Genomic DNA, 16,208 nt, shown 5'->3' on the forward strand with positions numbered 1-16,208 from the left:
TTTATTAGAGTCAGTAAGCATTAAGCCTTTTTAAGGTCAGTATTAAATAGTCAAGATAGCAATAATCGGAGGAGTCTGCCAAAGTAGACTCCTTTTTGTCAGCTATGGATATAGTCAGGGGGACGGCTAGATACTCAAAACATGTGGCGGCTTAGGAGGTCGCTGGAACTACCCGTTGCAAGAAAAATAATTGCAGCCGTGATCTCTTCAGGTGAAGCGACACGTCCAGCGGGGGCCTGAGCTGCCAATTGGTCAAGAAAATCACCCATTCGAGATGCACCCTCGGTACGCGCTGGTCCCGGACTGATTGTATTGACTCGAACCCCATGAGGGCCGAATTCTGCAGTCCATGATAGAAAACCTACGAACTTATTGGTCATCAAGCGGTCGCAATATTAAATATTCCAGTTAGGAGAATTGCTGGTTTTGAATCTGAGGTGTTGGTAATTGGAGGAATTCCAGAAGCTGGAAGGGCTGTACGAACAGCTTCACGCGCCGGTTGGAGATTCTGACGTCTCCAAGACACGGCGACTCGCTGCGTTGCAGCCGAAGGCATTACAGCTTTAGCGAATTATCATGACCGCCGCGCTGCGAACGGCTGCGCTGCCGGAAGGCGCTCGGCGTGATTCCGTAATGTCGGGTAAACGAGCGCGAGAACGTAAACAGATCTGAATAACCCAGCGTCAAAGCGGCTTGTGTGATGTTGATTCCGTCTTCGGACAAAAGGCGAGCCGCTTTTTCCATGACCCATCGACGTTTGTATTCGGAGGGGGACACGCCGTATCGGCGGGTGAACATGCGCGTGAAGTGGCTGCGGTGAACGCCCGCCCAAGCGGATAAATCGTCTACTGTCAGATTCTCCGTGCAGTGAAGACGAATGTACTCCTGTACAGAGTCCAGCCAATAAGGGGATGGAGCGAGCGTATCCTGATCCTGAGGATCAATGCTCTGCAGCAGCCGATAGGCGAGAGACATCAGCGGGAAGCTGCGGTCGATTCGAGACGGCCTCAGCTTGTCCAGCGCCTCCTGTACAATATCGAGTGAAGAACGGCTGAACGCTCCGCAGCGATAGGGGCGATAGGGGGCGAGGCTGACGCGCGCCAAGACGTCTGGCATCTGATCGCCCTTGAAGGCCATCCACATGAGCTTGACGGGCGGGCTATCACCCTCTTCGACATACGTATAGACGGATCCGGGAAAGAGGCAGAAGAGATCGCCTTCCGATAGGATGGCGGAGTTGCCGTCCCAACCGAATCTCACTTTGCCGCACGCAACGAAATGAATACTGTAGAATTCGACGGAACGGGGTCCGACCTGCTGGGAAAAATCGCATTGATAACCGGCTTTGAGCATCCACAAGCCCATCTTCTTCTCGAACGGTGCAGGATAGTTATAATATTCCTCTCTGTACTGATGTCGGTTCATGGCCGCGGATTCGCCCCTTTCACTTCGTAATATCCTCCGATTATACGTCATTCGCGCAACAAATTGTATAAAAATTGCAAGATGAGGGCATTCCCGATCGCTCCTGCGCAAGGTAACCTAAGAACGGGTGAATCGAAACCGAGAGGGGAATGGAAGATGCAAGAGAACAATCGGCAAAAGCCGAACATCCTGATCATTTACTGCGACGATTTGGGCTACGGGGATCTGGGCTGCTATGGTTCGGAGACAGCCAAGACGCCCCATCTGGATCGTTTGGCATCTGAAGGAATCCGATTTACGAATTGGTATTCCAATTCACCGGTCTGCTCGCCGTCCCGTGCCGCCTTGTTGACGGGCCGTCATCCGGCGCGGGCCGGGGTGGATGAGATTCTGGGGGCAAAACGAGGGCTGCACGGGCTGCCGGCGACAGAGGTGACGCTGGCGAAGGCGCTTCAGACCGAAGGCTACCGCACCGCCGTGCACGGGAAGTGGCACTTGGGCGTATCCGAGGAGACCGGACCCAACGCGCACGGGTTCGACGAATTTTTCGGCTTCAAGGCCGGCTGCATCGATTTTTACTCGCATATTTTCTACTGGGGTCAAGGAGCGGGATTGAATCCGCTTCACGACCTGTGGGAGGACGAGACGGAGGTCTGGGAGAACGGTCGCTACATGACCGAGCTCATCACGGAGCGCTCCATCGAATTCATCCGGCGTCAAGCGGAACGGGAGGAGTCTTTTTTCCTGTATGCCGCCTACAATGCCCCTCATTATCCGATGCATGCGCCGAAGGAATATATGGATCGGTTCGCATACCTCCCATGGGACCGTCAGGTCATGAACGCGATGATCGCCGCCGTGGACGACGGAGTGGGAGCTATAGTAAAGGAATTGAAACGAACGGGCAGCTACGAAAACACGATCATCTTCTTCTCCAGCGATAACGGACCGTCTCCCGAGAGCCGGAATTGGCTGGACGGCACGGAGGACGCATACTACGGCGGCAGCGCGGGCATCTTCCGCGGTCACAAGTTCAGCCTGTTCGACGGCGGCATTCGCGAACCCGCCATACTCAGTTGGCCGGCAGGACTGACGGGCGGACGGGTGAGCGACGAGATGACGGCGATGATCGACATTTTGCCGACGTTCCTCGACCTGTCCGGAGTCGACGCCGCGGCCGGACCGCTGAAGGATGTCCGCATCGACGGCCGCAGCCTGAAGTCGATGCTGCTGGAAGGCGAGCCGTCACCGCACCGGCAGTTATTCTGGGAATATCAGGGGCAACTGGCCGTGAGGGAAGGAGGCTGGAAGCTCGTACTGGACGGAAAGCTGGACGGCAGCCTTCCTCCGCCGGATCGTGTGCATCTGTCGGACCTGTCGAAGGATCCGGGGGAGCGGGTCAATGAGGCCGGCAGGCTCCCAGAGCTGACGGAACGATTGACACGGGCGGCGCAGGATTGGCTCGCCTCCTTGCGGGCGGATTCGCAAGGCCGTTCCCGCGACTAGAGGGAATCGGCTAGTTCGTCGATCGGTAGAACCTTATATTCCGCCTCTATCTCAGAAAATTAAAGATTCTCGCCGTCCATTCTGCCTTTTTGGCCTGGTGAACGACGTGGCTAGCCGCCCTTTCACCAGGCTGGGCTTGCAAAAATGCAAGCTTTTCATTCGGCTAGCGGTCTCCCGGAATGAACGCCTCGCCGAGCCGCACGATATTCAGATTATCATAATATTCGGCGATCGCCGGAATCAACAAGAGTCACAGGGGGTTTGATTATCTTGTCACCACTATAATATAGTTACAAGCTATATTTTTCTATTAAAGGATATTGGTTACAAACTTTAATTAATTCTCTTCGTTAATAAACTCAGATGAAACAACGACCTCCAGTTACAAGGTTTATATAGCGTAATCAACAACAGCTTTTTGATCAGGTCTTTTTTGTAATTGGCTTTTTTATGAACGATCGCACGCTGCATCCGGTTATGAATGAAGGGGATTTTGCTGTCCTGCGTAGGAATCCTCGCGATATTTGGCCGGTGTTGTGTTCATTAGCGCACGGAAGGTTCGTGTATAGTAATGGACAGAACCGAAGCCGGTCATTTCTGCTATCACTTTGATGGACAGATCGGAATGAAGCAATAAATCAGCCGATTGCCGGACGCGCTGCAGACGGACGTATTGTGAATAGGATTCACGAATATTGGAAGAAAATATACGGGACAAATGGCGCGGTGACACATTCAGATGCGCAGCGACCTTCCCCAGGGAAAGGTCATCATCGGACAGGTTGTCGCGGATGTACAGCTTGGCCTGCTTCAGAAGCAGCGCGGAGCTTCGATGGAGCGGGGTCCGCTCTCCAGAAGCTTTTAACACGAACAGCGGAACAAAGGAAAACAGCAGCGCGCGGGCCAGATCCGGCAGGGAGGATTCCGGAATGGCGGGCTGTTGGTCCTCTCTTGTCAGAAGTGACCGCCAAAGCAGCGCGGAGGGCAGATTGTCCCCGTTATGTTTGCAGACGTCGGTGGTTTCGGCAAGCGTCTGAAACGCCGCACGAACTTCCTCCGAGCATTCACTTTCATTCAGCTCGAAGGCAATAAAGATCAGCTGCATGCCTGCAGAAGACATAATTTGGTGATTAATTTCCGGCCGGGAACAGAACAAGCTTCCCTTGCTCAGCGGATAAAGAGTGCCATCATCCAAATAAGCGCCTTCGCCGCCCAGGACATAGCAGATTTCAAAATAGGAATGCTTGTGAAGAGAGTTGCTGAAATGCCGGGGCTCAAGCCCCCAGTAGTGGACGGTAAAGGAGGCGTCGGGCGACTTAATGCGGACTGCCTGCCGGTTCAGTCTGGTTTCGCTTTCAATCCAATGATACAAGGAGCTTCCTCCTAATCCAAGTTGGCGTAAAAAGACAAAAATATGACCCCATCGGCTAAAGATGCTAACCCGCTTGTAAGGCATAATGAGGGTAAGAAAACGAGTTCATAGCAAACAGGAGGATCTAACATGATTAAAGCACAGGATGTCGATTTTTACAACGAACAGGGCTACTTGCTGGTCAAAGGCGTATTCAATAAAACCGAGGTAGAAGAGATGCGTGCGGCCGTCGGTAAAATCATCGATCGCGCGGCTCATGCCCGCAAAGACGTGAACCATGCCTGGCAGGGGGACTATTTGCCCCCGGACGAGCTGAAGAAGCTTGTGCTTAAGGGCTTCCATGACGTGCAGTATCACGATGCTTCGTTCATGCGCGCTATTGTACATCCCAACATGACATCGGTTCTGTCCCAGATTATCGGCCCCAATGTCCAGCTTCATCATTCCAAAATGCTGGTCAAGCCGCCCGAGAACGGCGCCGCATTCCCGATGCATCAGGATCATCCATATTTTCCGCATGAGCAGCATACGATGCTGGCGGCGAGCGTCCATCTGGACGATGCCAATGTTGAGAACGGCTGTCTGCATGTTATACCGGGCTCGCATAAAGAAGGCACTCTGCCGCATGTGGGCAAGCATTACCTGAATGCCAAGGAATATCCGATTTCCATGGGAACGCCATGCCCGGCGGAGGCAGGGGATGTATTGTTCTTCAATTATCTGACCATTCATGGATCTCCAGCGAATCTTAGCGAACGGACACGCCGGAACGTGCTGTTCCAATACCGCAGCGCGACGGATTTCCCGGTAGAGAATACGCACATCAATTGGGGCCAAGGCTTGATGGTCTGCGGAGAAAACCCGAACTTCGACCGGGTGAGCCCGAAATTCAAGGTCGAAGAATAAGCGGTTGGTTCAGAAATAAGCACAATATGGTTTGTTCAAAGAAGAGGGCGATGTCTGCTCTCTTCTTTTTTTTGACCATATAAACATTTGTAGGTGTCACTCTTACAAATGTCTGCAAGGTCTGGAGGGAAGAAATGAACTTGGCCGCAAGAGGACGTGGGAGCGGTTTTGCCTGTGTCTGGACCAGCCGAAATTTGCCGGATAGCAAAATGTTCCTGCTTCATTTTAAATTCATCTAGGAATGCTATTCTACCCGTGGAAGATTGAGAGAATGTTCATGGAGAGATGGGAGCAACGCCTTATGGAAAATTGGAAAATAAAGCTTGCTGTTGGAACGCTGCTGCTAACTTTGCTGGTGACAGGCTGCGGCGCGGCAAACAATACGGCTGCCGGAGAAAATGCGTTGACCGGCAATGCGGCAGGTGTGCAGTCAACCGGTACGGCATCCGCTCCGAACGGCCAGCAAGGAGAGGATGCGGCGAACATGCCGGATATGATTGCGAAGGTGGCTGCGGCCAGTGCCGATTCCATTGTTGTCTTGAAATCGACTGCACAGCCTTCGCAAATGCCGGGCGGCGGCGTGCGCGGCAGACAGGGAGCGGGTGGACGAGCTCCCGCAGGTGATGGTCAATCTGCTCCCGGTGGTGGAACGTCCGGAAGCGAGCAAACTCCTTCTGAGGGAGCAACGCCTGAAAATGGTCAAGCTGCATCTGGCGGTGCTCAGCGAGGTGACACCACAGGAGCCCAAGGGGACAGGCTTGGCGGCGGCAAGGGAGTCAGGCCCGCCGGCGGCTTTCAGATGGAATTTGCCGCAGACCAAACAACGATACCGTTAAATGCCGACACAACAATAAATGAAATGACAAGGGGAGAGGGCGGCCCAAGTGAAAGTCAGCTGCAGGCTTCCGATTTGAAGGAAGGCGATATCGTCATGATTTGGCTCGCAGACGACGGCAAGACGGCCCTGACAATCCGAAAGCAGCAGTTTGGTCAGGGGAATAGGGGAAAGGCGGGTAGCGATCAATGAGAAAGTGGTGGATATTAGGTATCGGAGTGCTGTTAGTTGCAGCGGCGGGTGTCGCTTATTTCAAGTGGGACAAGAAAGAAGTGGTCGTAGCTGCTCCAGTTGCGACTGCACAGGTTGTTAAAGGCACAATCGAAGTGAATGTCAGCGGGACAGGAAGCATTGCTCCTGCCGAGAAGGAGACCGTGAAGTCCGGCAAGCAGGGCATCATTGGCGAAGTGAAGGTGAAACAGGGCGACAAGGTGAAGAAAGGCGACGTGCTGGCAACGCTGGAAGGCGAAGACAACACGGATAAAATCAAGACCGAGGAGGTCAATCTGGAGAAGAAGCTGCTTCAGCTGGAAAGTACGCAGGACCAGTACAAGATGGAGACGGATGATAAAAACATCAGCAGCCTGAAGCTAAGCATGAAGCAGCAGCAGCTGGATATCGATCAATCCAGAGAGACGATAGCCGATCTGAAGGATGCAGTGGCGGAAGAGACGATTGTTGCGCCGGTGAGCGGGACGGTCACGACATTGTCCGTGGCTGACGGGGATACGCTTAACGGCTCTACAGAACTGATGGAGATTGCAGATTATGATCATTATGAAATTATTGTAGGCATCGATGAGCTTGATATTTCCAAGGTGAAGGTCGGTCAAAGCGCGAAAGTGACGGTAGAAGCGCTGGCTGACCAAACGTTCACAGGCAAGGTTTCAGAAATAGCTAATGAGGGAACGGCAAACAATGGCGTGGCCTCGTTCGACGTAACAGTGGCGCTGGATACGGCTGCAGGTCTGAAATCCGGCATGTCCGCGGAAGCGAGCATCCAGGTAGAGAAGAAGGAAAATACGTTGATGCTGCCTATCGATGCCGTCCAATCGCTTGGCGGAAGGTATATGGTTATTCTTCCTGCCTCGGCGCAAGCTGCGGGTGCTCAAGGAGCAGCAGGCGGCAGAGGAGGAGCTGCTGAAGGCGGAAGATATTCAGGCGGCAAAGCTGGATCCGGAACAGGTGGAACGGCTGGCGGCCAGGCTGGTACCGGAACGAGTGGAGCGGCAGGAGGCCAGGCTGGTACCGGAGAGAGTGGAGCGACAGGAGGCCAAGACGGTGCTGGAGCAAGTGGAGCGGCAGGCGGTCAAGCTGGCGAAGGAGCGAGTGGAGGCCAAGGCGGTGCTGGAGCGAGTGGAGCGGCAGGAGGCCAGGCTGGCGCCGGAGAGAGTGGGGCGGCAGGCGGTCAAGCTGGCGAAGGAGCGAGTGGAGGCCAAGCCGGAGGATATGGCGGTCAGTTCCGGGGCGCGGGAGGCGGTCAAGCCGGCAGAGGGCAGGCTGCTGCCGGAAGAAACGGTCAGAACGGCGCAGCCAGCCGATTGGGAGGAACCCCGCAGATGATCGAGGTGGGGATTCATAATGAAGATTATATTGAAGTTCTTTCCGGATTGACGGAAGGGGAGCGGGTCGTGTTACCGACAGTCATTACCCCATCGACTGGAGCTAACCAGCAGCAGGCGGCAATAGGCGCCTTGGGCGGTTTAGGCGGACTCGGCGGGGGAGGAGGCGCCACCCGATTCGGAGCAGGCGGAGGCGGTGGATTCCAGGGCGGAGGACAGCGTAGTGCCGGCGCTTCGGCCGCCCGCGGCGGAGGGGCTGGATAATGGAAGCGAAACGTGAACCGCTCATTCGCATCGAGACCTTATCCAAACAGTATAAAATGGGCGGAGAAACCGTTCATGCACTCAGCGATATTTCGCTTCGCGTCGATTATGGTGATTTTATTGCCATTATCGGTCCGTCCGGCTCCGGCAAATCGACGCTGATGAATGTGATCGGCTGTCTGGATGCCCCCACCTCCGGAGCCTATTGGCTGGACGGGGAGGAAGTGAGCCGGCTTCGCGAAAGCCGGCTTGCGGAAATCCGCAATAAGAAAATCGGTTTTATTTTTCAGGGCTTCAACCTGCTTAACAAGCTGTCCGCGCTCGAGAATGTCGAGCTTCCGCTGATCTATAGGGGAGTTCCCGGCAAGCAGCGCAAGGAGCAGGCGATCGAAGCGCTGCGCAAGGTGGGTCTCGAGGGGCGCGTCGGGCACCGGCCAAGCGAGTTGTCGGGCGGTCAGCAGCAAAGGGTGGCGATCGCGAGGGCGCTTGCAGGCAACCCTCCTATCCTGCTTGCCGACGAGCCGACCGGCGCGTTGGATACGCGCACGGGCGTTGAGGTCATGTCGCTGATGAAGGAGCTTAATAAGGAAGGTCATACGATTGTCCTGATCACGCATGACCTGAAAATCTCCGAACAGGCAAGACGGGTGGTCCGCATACAGGACGGCCAAATCAGCGAGGAAGGCGGTGATTCGAGAAGTGAACGTCAGCCAAGCCTTCAAAATGGCAATTAAAAGTATACTATCCAACAAAATGCGATCGCTGCTTACCATGCTCGGCATTATTATCGGGGTTGCAGCCGTTATTGCGCTTGTCGGAGTCGGCCAGGGTACGACCAAATCGGTTACCGACCAGGTGGAGAGCCTGGGAACCAACCTTCTGACTGTTAATATAACGGGCCGCGGCTCACAAACCACAATAGATTATAAAGAAGCGGAAGAAATAACCGATCAGGATAACATCGAATTTGCCGCACCCCTTAATCAGTCCACGGGGAACGGCAAGAACGGGTCGGAGTCCGTCTCTGTCAGCGTGGTGGGGACGACGGCGGATTATCTGGATTTGAAGGATTACGGACTGGCGGCGGGGAGGTTCGTATCCCAAATCGATCTCGATTACTACCAGAAGATCGCGATTCTCGGGGCAACGACGGCAACGGACCTGTTTGGTTCGGACAATGCGGTCGGGCAGTCCTTTCTCCTCAATGGCGTGCGCTATAAAGTCGTCGGCGTGCTGGCTGCCAAGGGAAGCTCGCTCACCGGCTCCAATGACGAGGTGATCATCATTCCGATTACAACCTCCGAGCGCCTGTTCAAATCCAAGGGCGTGAAAACCATTAACGTCCAGGTCGCAGCCTCGGCCCAGATGGATGCCGTTACGGCTGAGCTTGAGGCGGCGCTGACGAAGAAATTCCGCGGCGATACGAACAGCTTCCGTGTCTTCAATCAGCAGGATCTGCTGGACTCGTTCAGCAGCATCTCGGGTACGCTCTCGCTCGCGCTGGGCGGGGTGGCGGCCATCTCACTCTTGGTCGGCGGGATCGGAATCATGAATATTATGCTCGTGTCGGTGACGGAGAGGACCCGGGAAATCGGCATCCGCAAAGCGATCGGCGCCAAGAAGAAGGATATTCTGATCCAGTTTCTGATCGAAGCCATCGCGCTCAGCGGCTTGGGCGGACTGCTCGGGGTGGGAATCGGTGTCGGCGTTGCCCAGATTTTGTCCAGGACGATGAGCATGACGGTGGTGATCTCCATGCCTGTGATCGGACTGGCGTTCGGCTTCTCGGTCTTCATCGGAGTCCTGTTCGGGCTGTTTCCGGCGAATAAGGCTTCCGGTCTGCGTCCGATCGAGGCGCTGCGTTTTGAATAAGGCGGATTCTTCCAGGGGAGCATACCCATATCCGGTATGCTCTCTTTTTTCTATTCCTTTTTTCGATATTCCCTGCCTGATTATTGCATTTACTTGTACCGTCAAGATTCGCTAAAGTGAGGTTAAGCGTTTAATCTGCACAGAAGAGGTGTAAAGGTGAAAAAGAAATACGTATACAGCCCTCCTGCCAACGGTTACCCGGAGTGGAACAACAATCCCGAAATCTTTCAATTAAACCGGATGAAGGCGCACACGGCGCTTATTCCTTTCGAAACGGTAGAAGATGCGCTTAAAGGCGACAGCCTGTCATCGCCAAATGTGAAGCTTCTAAGCGGACAATGGAAGTTTGCCTGGGCGCCAACGCCTGATAAACGGATCGCAAATTTCTACGAACAAGGCTTCGACAGCAGCGCATGGGATGAAATTACGGTTCCCGCCCATTGGCAGCTGCAGGGCTATGATTATCCGCAGTATACGAATATCCGCTATCCATGGGAGGAAACAGAGGAGCTGATACCTCCTTTTGCCCCGACAAAATATAATCCGGTAGGCTCGTATGTGCGAACCTTTACGGTTCCGGGCGACTGGCAGGGCCAGCCCGTTTACATCAGCTTTCAAGGGGTGGAATCGGCTTTTTATGTATGGGTGAACGGCGATCTTGTCGGTTACAGCGAGGATACGTTTACTCCGGCCGAATTTGATCTGACGCCTTATCTGATTGAAGGAGAGAACAAGCTGGCGGTTGAAGTGTATCGCTGGTGCGATGCAAGCTGGCTGGAGGATCAGGATTTCTGGCGGATGAGCGGCATCTTCCGCGATGTGTATTTGTACACCACGCCTAAAGCGCATCTGTATGATTGCTATGTTACGACAGAGCTGGACGGGAATTACAAGGACGCCAAGCTTAACATCAGGGCGACCATAGGGAATGCCTTTGAGGAGAATCTGGGTGTGCTGACTGTCGAAGCGCAGCTGTATGATTCCAAGGGACAAACGGTTCTGGCCCAGCCGCTGACCCTATCCGCCGCGCTTAACGCAGCGCCGTCCATCGATATTGAGGCGGCTCAGGATATTATCGATCCGCTCAAATGGAGCGCCGAGCATCCTAATCTGTATTCGCTTGTGCTCAGCTTGAAGAACGAGGCGGGCCATCTGCTGGAGGCTGTAAGCTTCCGTATCGGCTTCCGCATGTTCGAGCTGAAGGATGGTTTGATGCTCATTAACGGCAAAAGGATCGTATTCAAGGGCGTCAACCGCCATGAATTCTCCTGTCTTACGGGCAGAGCGATCAGCTATGAAGAAATGGTCACGGATGTGAAGCTGATGAAGGCTTATAATATTAATGCCGTCCGGACTTCTCATTATCCGAATCATCCAAAGTGGTATGATCTGTGCGATGAATACGGCTTGTACGTCATAGACGAAACCAATCTGGAGACGCATGGCAGCTGGACCTACCTGCAGGATGAATTCAGCGCTTCAACCGTTCCTGCGAGCCGTCCGGAATGGACAGCCAATGTGCTTGACCGTGCCAATTCCATGCTGCAGCGCGACAAGAATCACCCTTCGATCATCATCTGGTCCCTGGGAAATGAATCGCATGGCGGCGATAATTTTGTGAAAATGCATGATTTCCTGCGTGAGGCGGATCCTACACGACTGGTTCATTATGAAGGCGTCTTTCAGTGGCGCGCGTCGGAGGCGGCCTCCGACATGGAGAGCCAGATGTACACAAGACCAGCCAAAATCGAGGAATATGCGCTGAACAAACCCAAGAAGCCTTTTATTCTCTGCGAGTACAGCCATGCGATGGGCAATTCATGCGGAGGCCTGCATCACTATACGGAGCTGTTCGACCGCTATCCTGTGCTGCAGGGCGGATTTATCTGGGATTGGGTCGATCAGGCAATATGGACCAGGAATGCGGATGGCGTCGAATTTATGGCGTACGGCGGGGACTTCGGCGAGAATCCGCATGACGGCAACTTCTGCGGCAACGGAATTATTTTCGCGGACCGTACGGTCTCTCCCAAGCTTTATGAGGTCAAGAAGTGCTATGAGAACATCCGCATAACCGCGGTTGATATGGAAAAAGGCGTTCTCAAGGTCGAGAATAAATTTCTCTTCACCAATCTGGGCGACTACACGCTGCAGTGGGTTGTGACGGTGGACGGACATACTGAGAACCAAGGTACCGGACATGCTGCGATAGCGCCGGGCGAGACTCAGGAAATAACAATCCCTCTGGAGGGGATTGCCTTCAAGAATGGCGAAGCGGTATTGACCGTAAGCTTCCTGACGAGGCAGGCTGCGGAATGGGCTGAGGCCGGACATGAAGTTGCCTTCCAGCAGTTCGTCCTTCCTGCACCGCGCATAGCTTCTGTGACTGGCGCCAAGAATCCGGGCTTATCGGCTGAGCTCTCGACTGAGGAAAGTGCAGCTTCCCTGACCGTTGCCGGTCAAGGCTTCTCTGCCAGCTTCGATAAAGCGACAGGAAGTCTCTCTTCCTTCATTGTGAAGGGCAATGAGCTGCTGAGCAGCGCCTTGATACCGAATTTCTGGCGTGCTTACACAGACAATGACCGCGGCAACAAGCAGCATGAACGCAGCGCTACCTGGCGTTCTGCGGGAGAAGAGCGGATTTTGCGCGAGCTGACCTGGGAGGTGCTGCAGGACCGGGTTATCGTGCGCGGAAGCTACTTCCTGCCGACCACAACAGCATCGGAATGCGAGCTGGTCTATACCGTGAAGGCAGCAGGTGAGATTGAAGTGTATGAACAGCTCACTCCAGGAGAAAATCTTCCGGAAATTCCGGAGATTGGCGTTATGCTCGTCATGGATGGCTCATACGATAATCTCGAATGGTACGGCAAGGGACCGCATGAATCGTATTGGGACCGCCAATCGGGAGCGAAGCTTGGCCTATACAGGGGCAAAGTGGCTGATCAATTCGTACCTTATCTCCGTCCGCAGGAATGCGGGAATAAAATGGGCGTGAGGCATGCTTCCGTCACGAATGGTCAAGGATCGGGGCTTGCAGTCATTGGATCGCCGGCAATCGAGCTGAACGTGCTGCCGTATACGCCATCGGAGCTGGAGAATCACGATCATGTCTATAAGCTGCCGCGCAGCAACAAGACGGTTGTACGCATCAATCACAAGCAGATGGGTGTCGGCGGAGATGACAGCTGGGGCGCTCAGGCACATCCCGAATATGTGCTGCATGCCAATAAAGCCTATGCTTTCTCCTTTACCTTAAAAGGAATTTAAACACACGGATCGGGCCTGTCCAGCAGCCGGTGGATAAGATTAATCATATAAATGAACAGCCCCCGGACAAAGTTTCATGTGCGGGGGCTGCTCATTTTCAGGAAGATTGATATATAATAGGGACAGAAGTCTTCATCCAATACATATAATGGAGGTTTACCAAGCATGTATGAGCATCTGGTTTCATTTAAATTCAAGGACTCCATCTCCGGAGAACAGGAGAAGCTGCTGCTGGACACCCTATACGCCTTCAAAGGGCAAATACCGGGACTTATTGAACTGACGGCCGGCTTGAATGTGACGGAGGAGACGGGGAATATTCACGGATATACGCTGGGTCTCCGCGTGACCTTTGACAGCCGCGAGGCGCTGCAGCAGTATGGTCCCCACCCGCTTCATCAACAGTTTGTAAAGCTGCTTGACGGTATATTGGACAATGTGGTTGTAATCGATTATCCGATACGATAGCGCCATAATGAACCCGGCAGGCGTCCGGTTAATTAATTGATAATGACTTTCTGTCCTTCTTCAAGACCTTTGACGATTTCCACCTCGGCAGAGGTCATAAGTCCGGTCTGGACGTCCAGCTCCTTGACGCGCTCGCCATCGATCACCTGCACAGTCGAACGGCCCAGGAAGGTCCGCAGACCTGAACGCGGAATGATAAGGACATTATCCTTCTTCTCAATAAACAGCTTGATACCGACATATTCGCCAATTTTTATTACGGGCTTGGGCGCGTTGAAGGCGATGATCAGAGCCTTGGCATTGCGTTTCTGAATATTGGGGTCACTGGACTTGGGTGCAGTGGATGGGATTTGTGCGACTTTTCCCTGATAGGTCTTCCCGCTGTAGGTAATCGCAACCGGCGTATCCTTTTTGATTCCGGTAATGCTTTTGATGTCGGTGGCTTCGTAAATCAGATCGATGGAATCCGGATTGGAAATGGTGGCGACGGTCTGGAAGGCCGTCACTCCCTCGCCTGGATCGGGAACCGACAGATACGTGATTTTACCGCTTACGGGAGCAAGCAGCAAAGATTTTTGATATTCGCTCTCAAGCGATTCCAGAATCAGCTTCTCCCGGTCAAGATCAATCTGGGTGAGGCGGGAATCCTTCTTGTCAGCTTCAGACTTTACCGTTGTGGAGAATACGATCTGCTTCTGCTCCACGCTCAGCTTCTGCAGCTTGATGCGCGTCTGCAAATCTCCAGTGTCCAGCTCCGCGATCGGTGAGCCGGCCGAGATGAGGTCGCCTGACTGAACAAACATCTGTTTGATCCGTCCGCCGGATTCGGGGAAGGAAACGGAAGTATTGCTGCTGGACAACGCCGTTGCGGTAGAATCCAGATACCGCTCGATACTCCCTTTTTTCACAAGGGCAGTTTCCTGATCGGTCTGTCTTTTCTGCTGAATCGGAGGCTGCAGCGCCTCTTCTTCCTCAGGCAGCAGAGAGCAGCCGGAGAGCAATGCGGCGATGAGACATGCAGCTGCAGCGAGGCGAAGCCTGCCAAAAATCTTATATTTATGAGATTGAATGCTCGGCATCATATTTCCCCCTTTGATATGGGCTCATCCTAATCAAAGTGTAACGACCATGTGGATTAGTGTCAACGTTTTCATTTCCAGAAATTAGCGGGATTGTTCCTGCGATTACCCGGGAAATATGTCAAGACTGTTCCAGGAATGGGCAGCAGCAGGTGCAGAAGAAGATAATCGTTTGGAAAAATAACAATAAAAAGATCCGGGAACGGCGGCAGCTGTTTCTTCTTAAGTTGCCAGCAGAAATGGGAATTTCTGTGCAACTGTGAAAGGCGGTAATGAATTGTCCACAGCAACGCAAATGCGCTCGACCACGGTTCAAACGGGAACCCTGTACGCCATTTTATTTGCCATCAGCTCTGTTCACATGCTTAATGATACGATGCAAGCCGTCGTGTCCGCCCTGTTTCCGATTTTGCAAAAATCGCTTCTGCTGTCATATGGCCAAATCGGCTGGATTGCTTTCACGCTTAACATGACCTCATCGGTGATGCAGCCGCTCGTCGGCTTCTTCTCGGATAAGCGTCCTTCTCCCTGGATGCTCCCGGTTGGGATGGGCATGAGTCTGCTGGGGATGGCTGGTCTGGCATATGCGCCGAGCTTCTGGCTCGTGCTGCTTGCCGTTGTTTTTGTCGGGATAGGCTCCGCCGTTTTTCATCCCGAGGGTTCGAGGGTAGTGTTCTTCGCTGCCGGCGGCCGCCGCGCTCTGGCGCAATCGATCTATCAGGTTGGGGGGAACACAGGCAGCTCGCTGGCTCCGCTGATGACGATCTTCATATTCGTGCCGCTTGGCCAGAAGGGCGCTGTATGGGGAACGCTGCTTGCGGCAGCGGCAATTCTCGTTCTGCTGCGTGTTGTGCCATGGTACAAACAGCAGCTTGCGCTGTACGGCAAACCGGTCAAACGGGCGGTAAGCAAGGTCATGAACGAGGATGCCAAACGGGAGCGGTCAGTCATTGTTATGGCGCTTTCGATTCTGGTTCTGCTGGTGTTTGCAAGGTCCTGGTATGTCAGCGGCATTTCGACATTTTATCAGTTTTATGTAGAAACAAGTTACGGGCTTTCCGTTAAAGCCGCGCAGGTGCCGATTTTTCTGTTCATGGCTGCAGGTGTTATCGGAACCTTCTTTGGTGGCGTAATGGCGGACAAAATCGGCCGCAAGAAAATGATTTTATTTTCCATAGGCGGCTCTGCCCCGTTTGCTCTATTGCTCCCGCATATGCCGCTAGGCTGGGTGTATCCCATTATATTTATATTGGGTTTTATTATTATGTCCGGCTTCTCGGTAAGCGTCGTCTATGCGCAGGAGCTGCTGCCGGGGAAGGTCGGCATGGCGTCGGGCCTGATTACCGGCTTTGCTTTTGGCATGGGCGCTCTTGGAGCGGTGGTGCTCGGCAAACTGGCTGAAGTATGGGGACTGGCGGATGTTATGACATACTCCAGCATCCTGCCCTTGATCGGCCTTCTGTCCATTCTGCTGCCGCCGGACCGGCGGGAGTGATGGACGAAATAGGGCGTCCGTAGTGACTGGTGCTGTGCAGAGAAGAGACCGGTGCTGTCAGACGGCGCACCGGCGGGAGTGATGGACGAAATAGGCGTCCGTAATGACTGGTGCTGTGCAGAGCTGAGACCGGTGCTGCCAGACGGTGCACCGG

Annotated in this window: 13 protein-coding genes; 9 read left to right on the plus strand and 4 right to left on the minus strand. The window is 53.8% G+C overall.

The window, feature by feature from the left end:
• Positions 1-134 precede the first annotated feature (134 nt).
• Both ACFOLF_RS24950 and ACFOLF_RS24955 read right to left on the minus strand, forming a co-directional pair.
• Complete coding sequence (locus ACFOLF_RS24950; protein ID WP_210046789.1) at positions 135-380, minus strand: SDR family oxidoreductase; 246 nt, start codon at positions 378-380, stop codon at positions 135-137.
• A 175-nt stretch (positions 381-555) separates the two neighbouring features.
• Positions 556-1,425 (minus strand): helix-turn-helix domain-containing protein, encoded by an 870-nt coding sequence (locus ACFOLF_RS24955; protein WP_210046790.1) that lies wholly within the window; start codon positions 1,423-1,425, stop codon positions 556-558.
• A 156-nt stretch (positions 1,426-1,581) separates the two neighbouring features.
• Between ACFOLF_RS24955 and ACFOLF_RS24960 the strand changes: the two genes are divergently transcribed.
• Entirely contained in the window at positions 1,582-2,931 is a 1,350-nt protein-coding gene (locus tag ACFOLF_RS24960) for a sulfatase-like hydrolase/transferase (protein ID WP_210046791.1), read from the plus strand.
• 475 nt (positions 2,932-3,406) lie between these two features.
• Here the strand turns inward: ACFOLF_RS24960 and ACFOLF_RS24965 are convergent, their stop codons facing one another.
• Positions 3,407-4,303, minus strand: coding sequence for an AraC family transcriptional regulator (locus ACFOLF_RS24965; protein WP_210046792.1), 897 nt, complete (start codon positions 4,301-4,303; stop codon positions 3,407-3,409).
• 129 nt (positions 4,304-4,432) lie between these two features.
• On the opposite strand from ACFOLF_RS24965, the gene ACFOLF_RS24970 reads away from it, so the two are divergent.
• The 7 genes from ACFOLF_RS24970 to ACFOLF_RS25000 all read left to right on the plus strand — a co-directional run bounded on the left by ACFOLF_RS24970 (position 4,433) and on the right by ACFOLF_RS25000 (position 13,480).
• The gene (locus tag ACFOLF_RS24970; protein ID WP_210046793.1) at positions 4,433-5,209 is read left to right on the plus strand and encodes a phytanoyl-CoA dioxygenase family protein; all 777 of its coding nucleotides are present in this window, start codon (positions 4,433-4,435) and stop codon (positions 5,207-5,209) included.
• Positions 5,210-5,510: 301 nt separating this feature from the next.
• Positions 5,511-6,236, plus strand: coding sequence for a hypothetical protein (locus ACFOLF_RS24975; protein WP_210046794.1), 726 nt, complete (start codon positions 5,511-5,513; stop codon positions 6,234-6,236).
• Positions 6,233-7,870: an efflux RND transporter periplasmic adaptor subunit gene (locus ACFOLF_RS24980; protein WP_210046795.1), complete on the plus strand. Its 1,638-nt coding sequence runs from the start codon at positions 6,233-6,235 to the stop codon at positions 7,868-7,870. Before ACFOLF_RS24975 ends, ACFOLF_RS24980 begins: the two co-directional genes overlap by 4 nt.
• On the plus strand, positions 7,870-8,604 hold the full coding sequence (locus ACFOLF_RS24985; RefSeq protein WP_210046796.1) for an ABC transporter ATP-binding protein: 735 nt from the start codon (positions 7,870-7,872) through the stop codon (positions 8,602-8,604). Before ACFOLF_RS24980 ends, ACFOLF_RS24985 begins: the two co-directional genes overlap by 1 nt.
• A complete protein-coding gene (locus ACFOLF_RS24990; RefSeq protein ID WP_210046797.1) occupies positions 8,570-9,742 on the plus strand; it encodes an ABC transporter permease in 1,173 nt (390 codons plus the stop codon). The genes ACFOLF_RS24985 and ACFOLF_RS24990 overlap by 35 nt, the downstream gene beginning before the upstream one ends.
• Before the next feature lie 156 nt (positions 9,743-9,898).
• The gene (locus ACFOLF_RS24995; protein WP_210046798.1) at positions 9,899-13,012 is read left to right on the plus strand and encodes a glycoside hydrolase family 2 TIM barrel-domain containing protein; all 3,114 of its coding nucleotides are present in this window, start codon (positions 9,899-9,901) and stop codon (positions 13,010-13,012) included.
• 165 nt (positions 13,013-13,177) lie between these two features.
• Positions 13,178-13,480 carry a Dabb family protein gene (locus ACFOLF_RS25000; RefSeq protein ID WP_210046799.1) on the plus strand — a complete coding sequence of 101 codons (303 nt, stop codon included), beginning with the start codon at positions 13,178-13,180 and terminating at the stop codon, positions 13,478-13,480.
• Between the two features lie 32 nt (positions 13,481-13,512).
• Here the strand turns inward: ACFOLF_RS25000 and ACFOLF_RS25005 are convergent, their stop codons facing one another.
• Positions 13,513-14,562 (minus strand): efflux RND transporter periplasmic adaptor subunit, encoded by a 1,050-nt coding sequence (locus tag ACFOLF_RS25005; protein ID WP_210046800.1) that lies wholly within the window; start codon positions 14,560-14,562, stop codon positions 13,513-13,515.
• A 292-nt stretch (positions 14,563-14,854) separates the two neighbouring features.
• Between ACFOLF_RS25005 and ACFOLF_RS25010 the strand changes: the two genes are divergently transcribed.
• Positions 14,855-16,054 (plus strand): MFS transporter, encoded by a 1,200-nt coding sequence (locus ACFOLF_RS25010; RefSeq protein WP_210046832.1) that lies wholly within the window; start codon positions 14,855-14,857, stop codon positions 16,052-16,054.
• Positions 16,055-16,208 lie beyond the last annotated feature (154 nt).

Origin of the sequence: Paenibacillus sepulcri (assembly GCF_042647105.1) — a bacterium.
GTDB classification, from domain to species: domain Bacteria; phylum Bacillota; class Bacilli; order Paenibacillales; family Paenibacillaceae; genus Paenibacillus_Z; species Paenibacillus_Z sepulcri.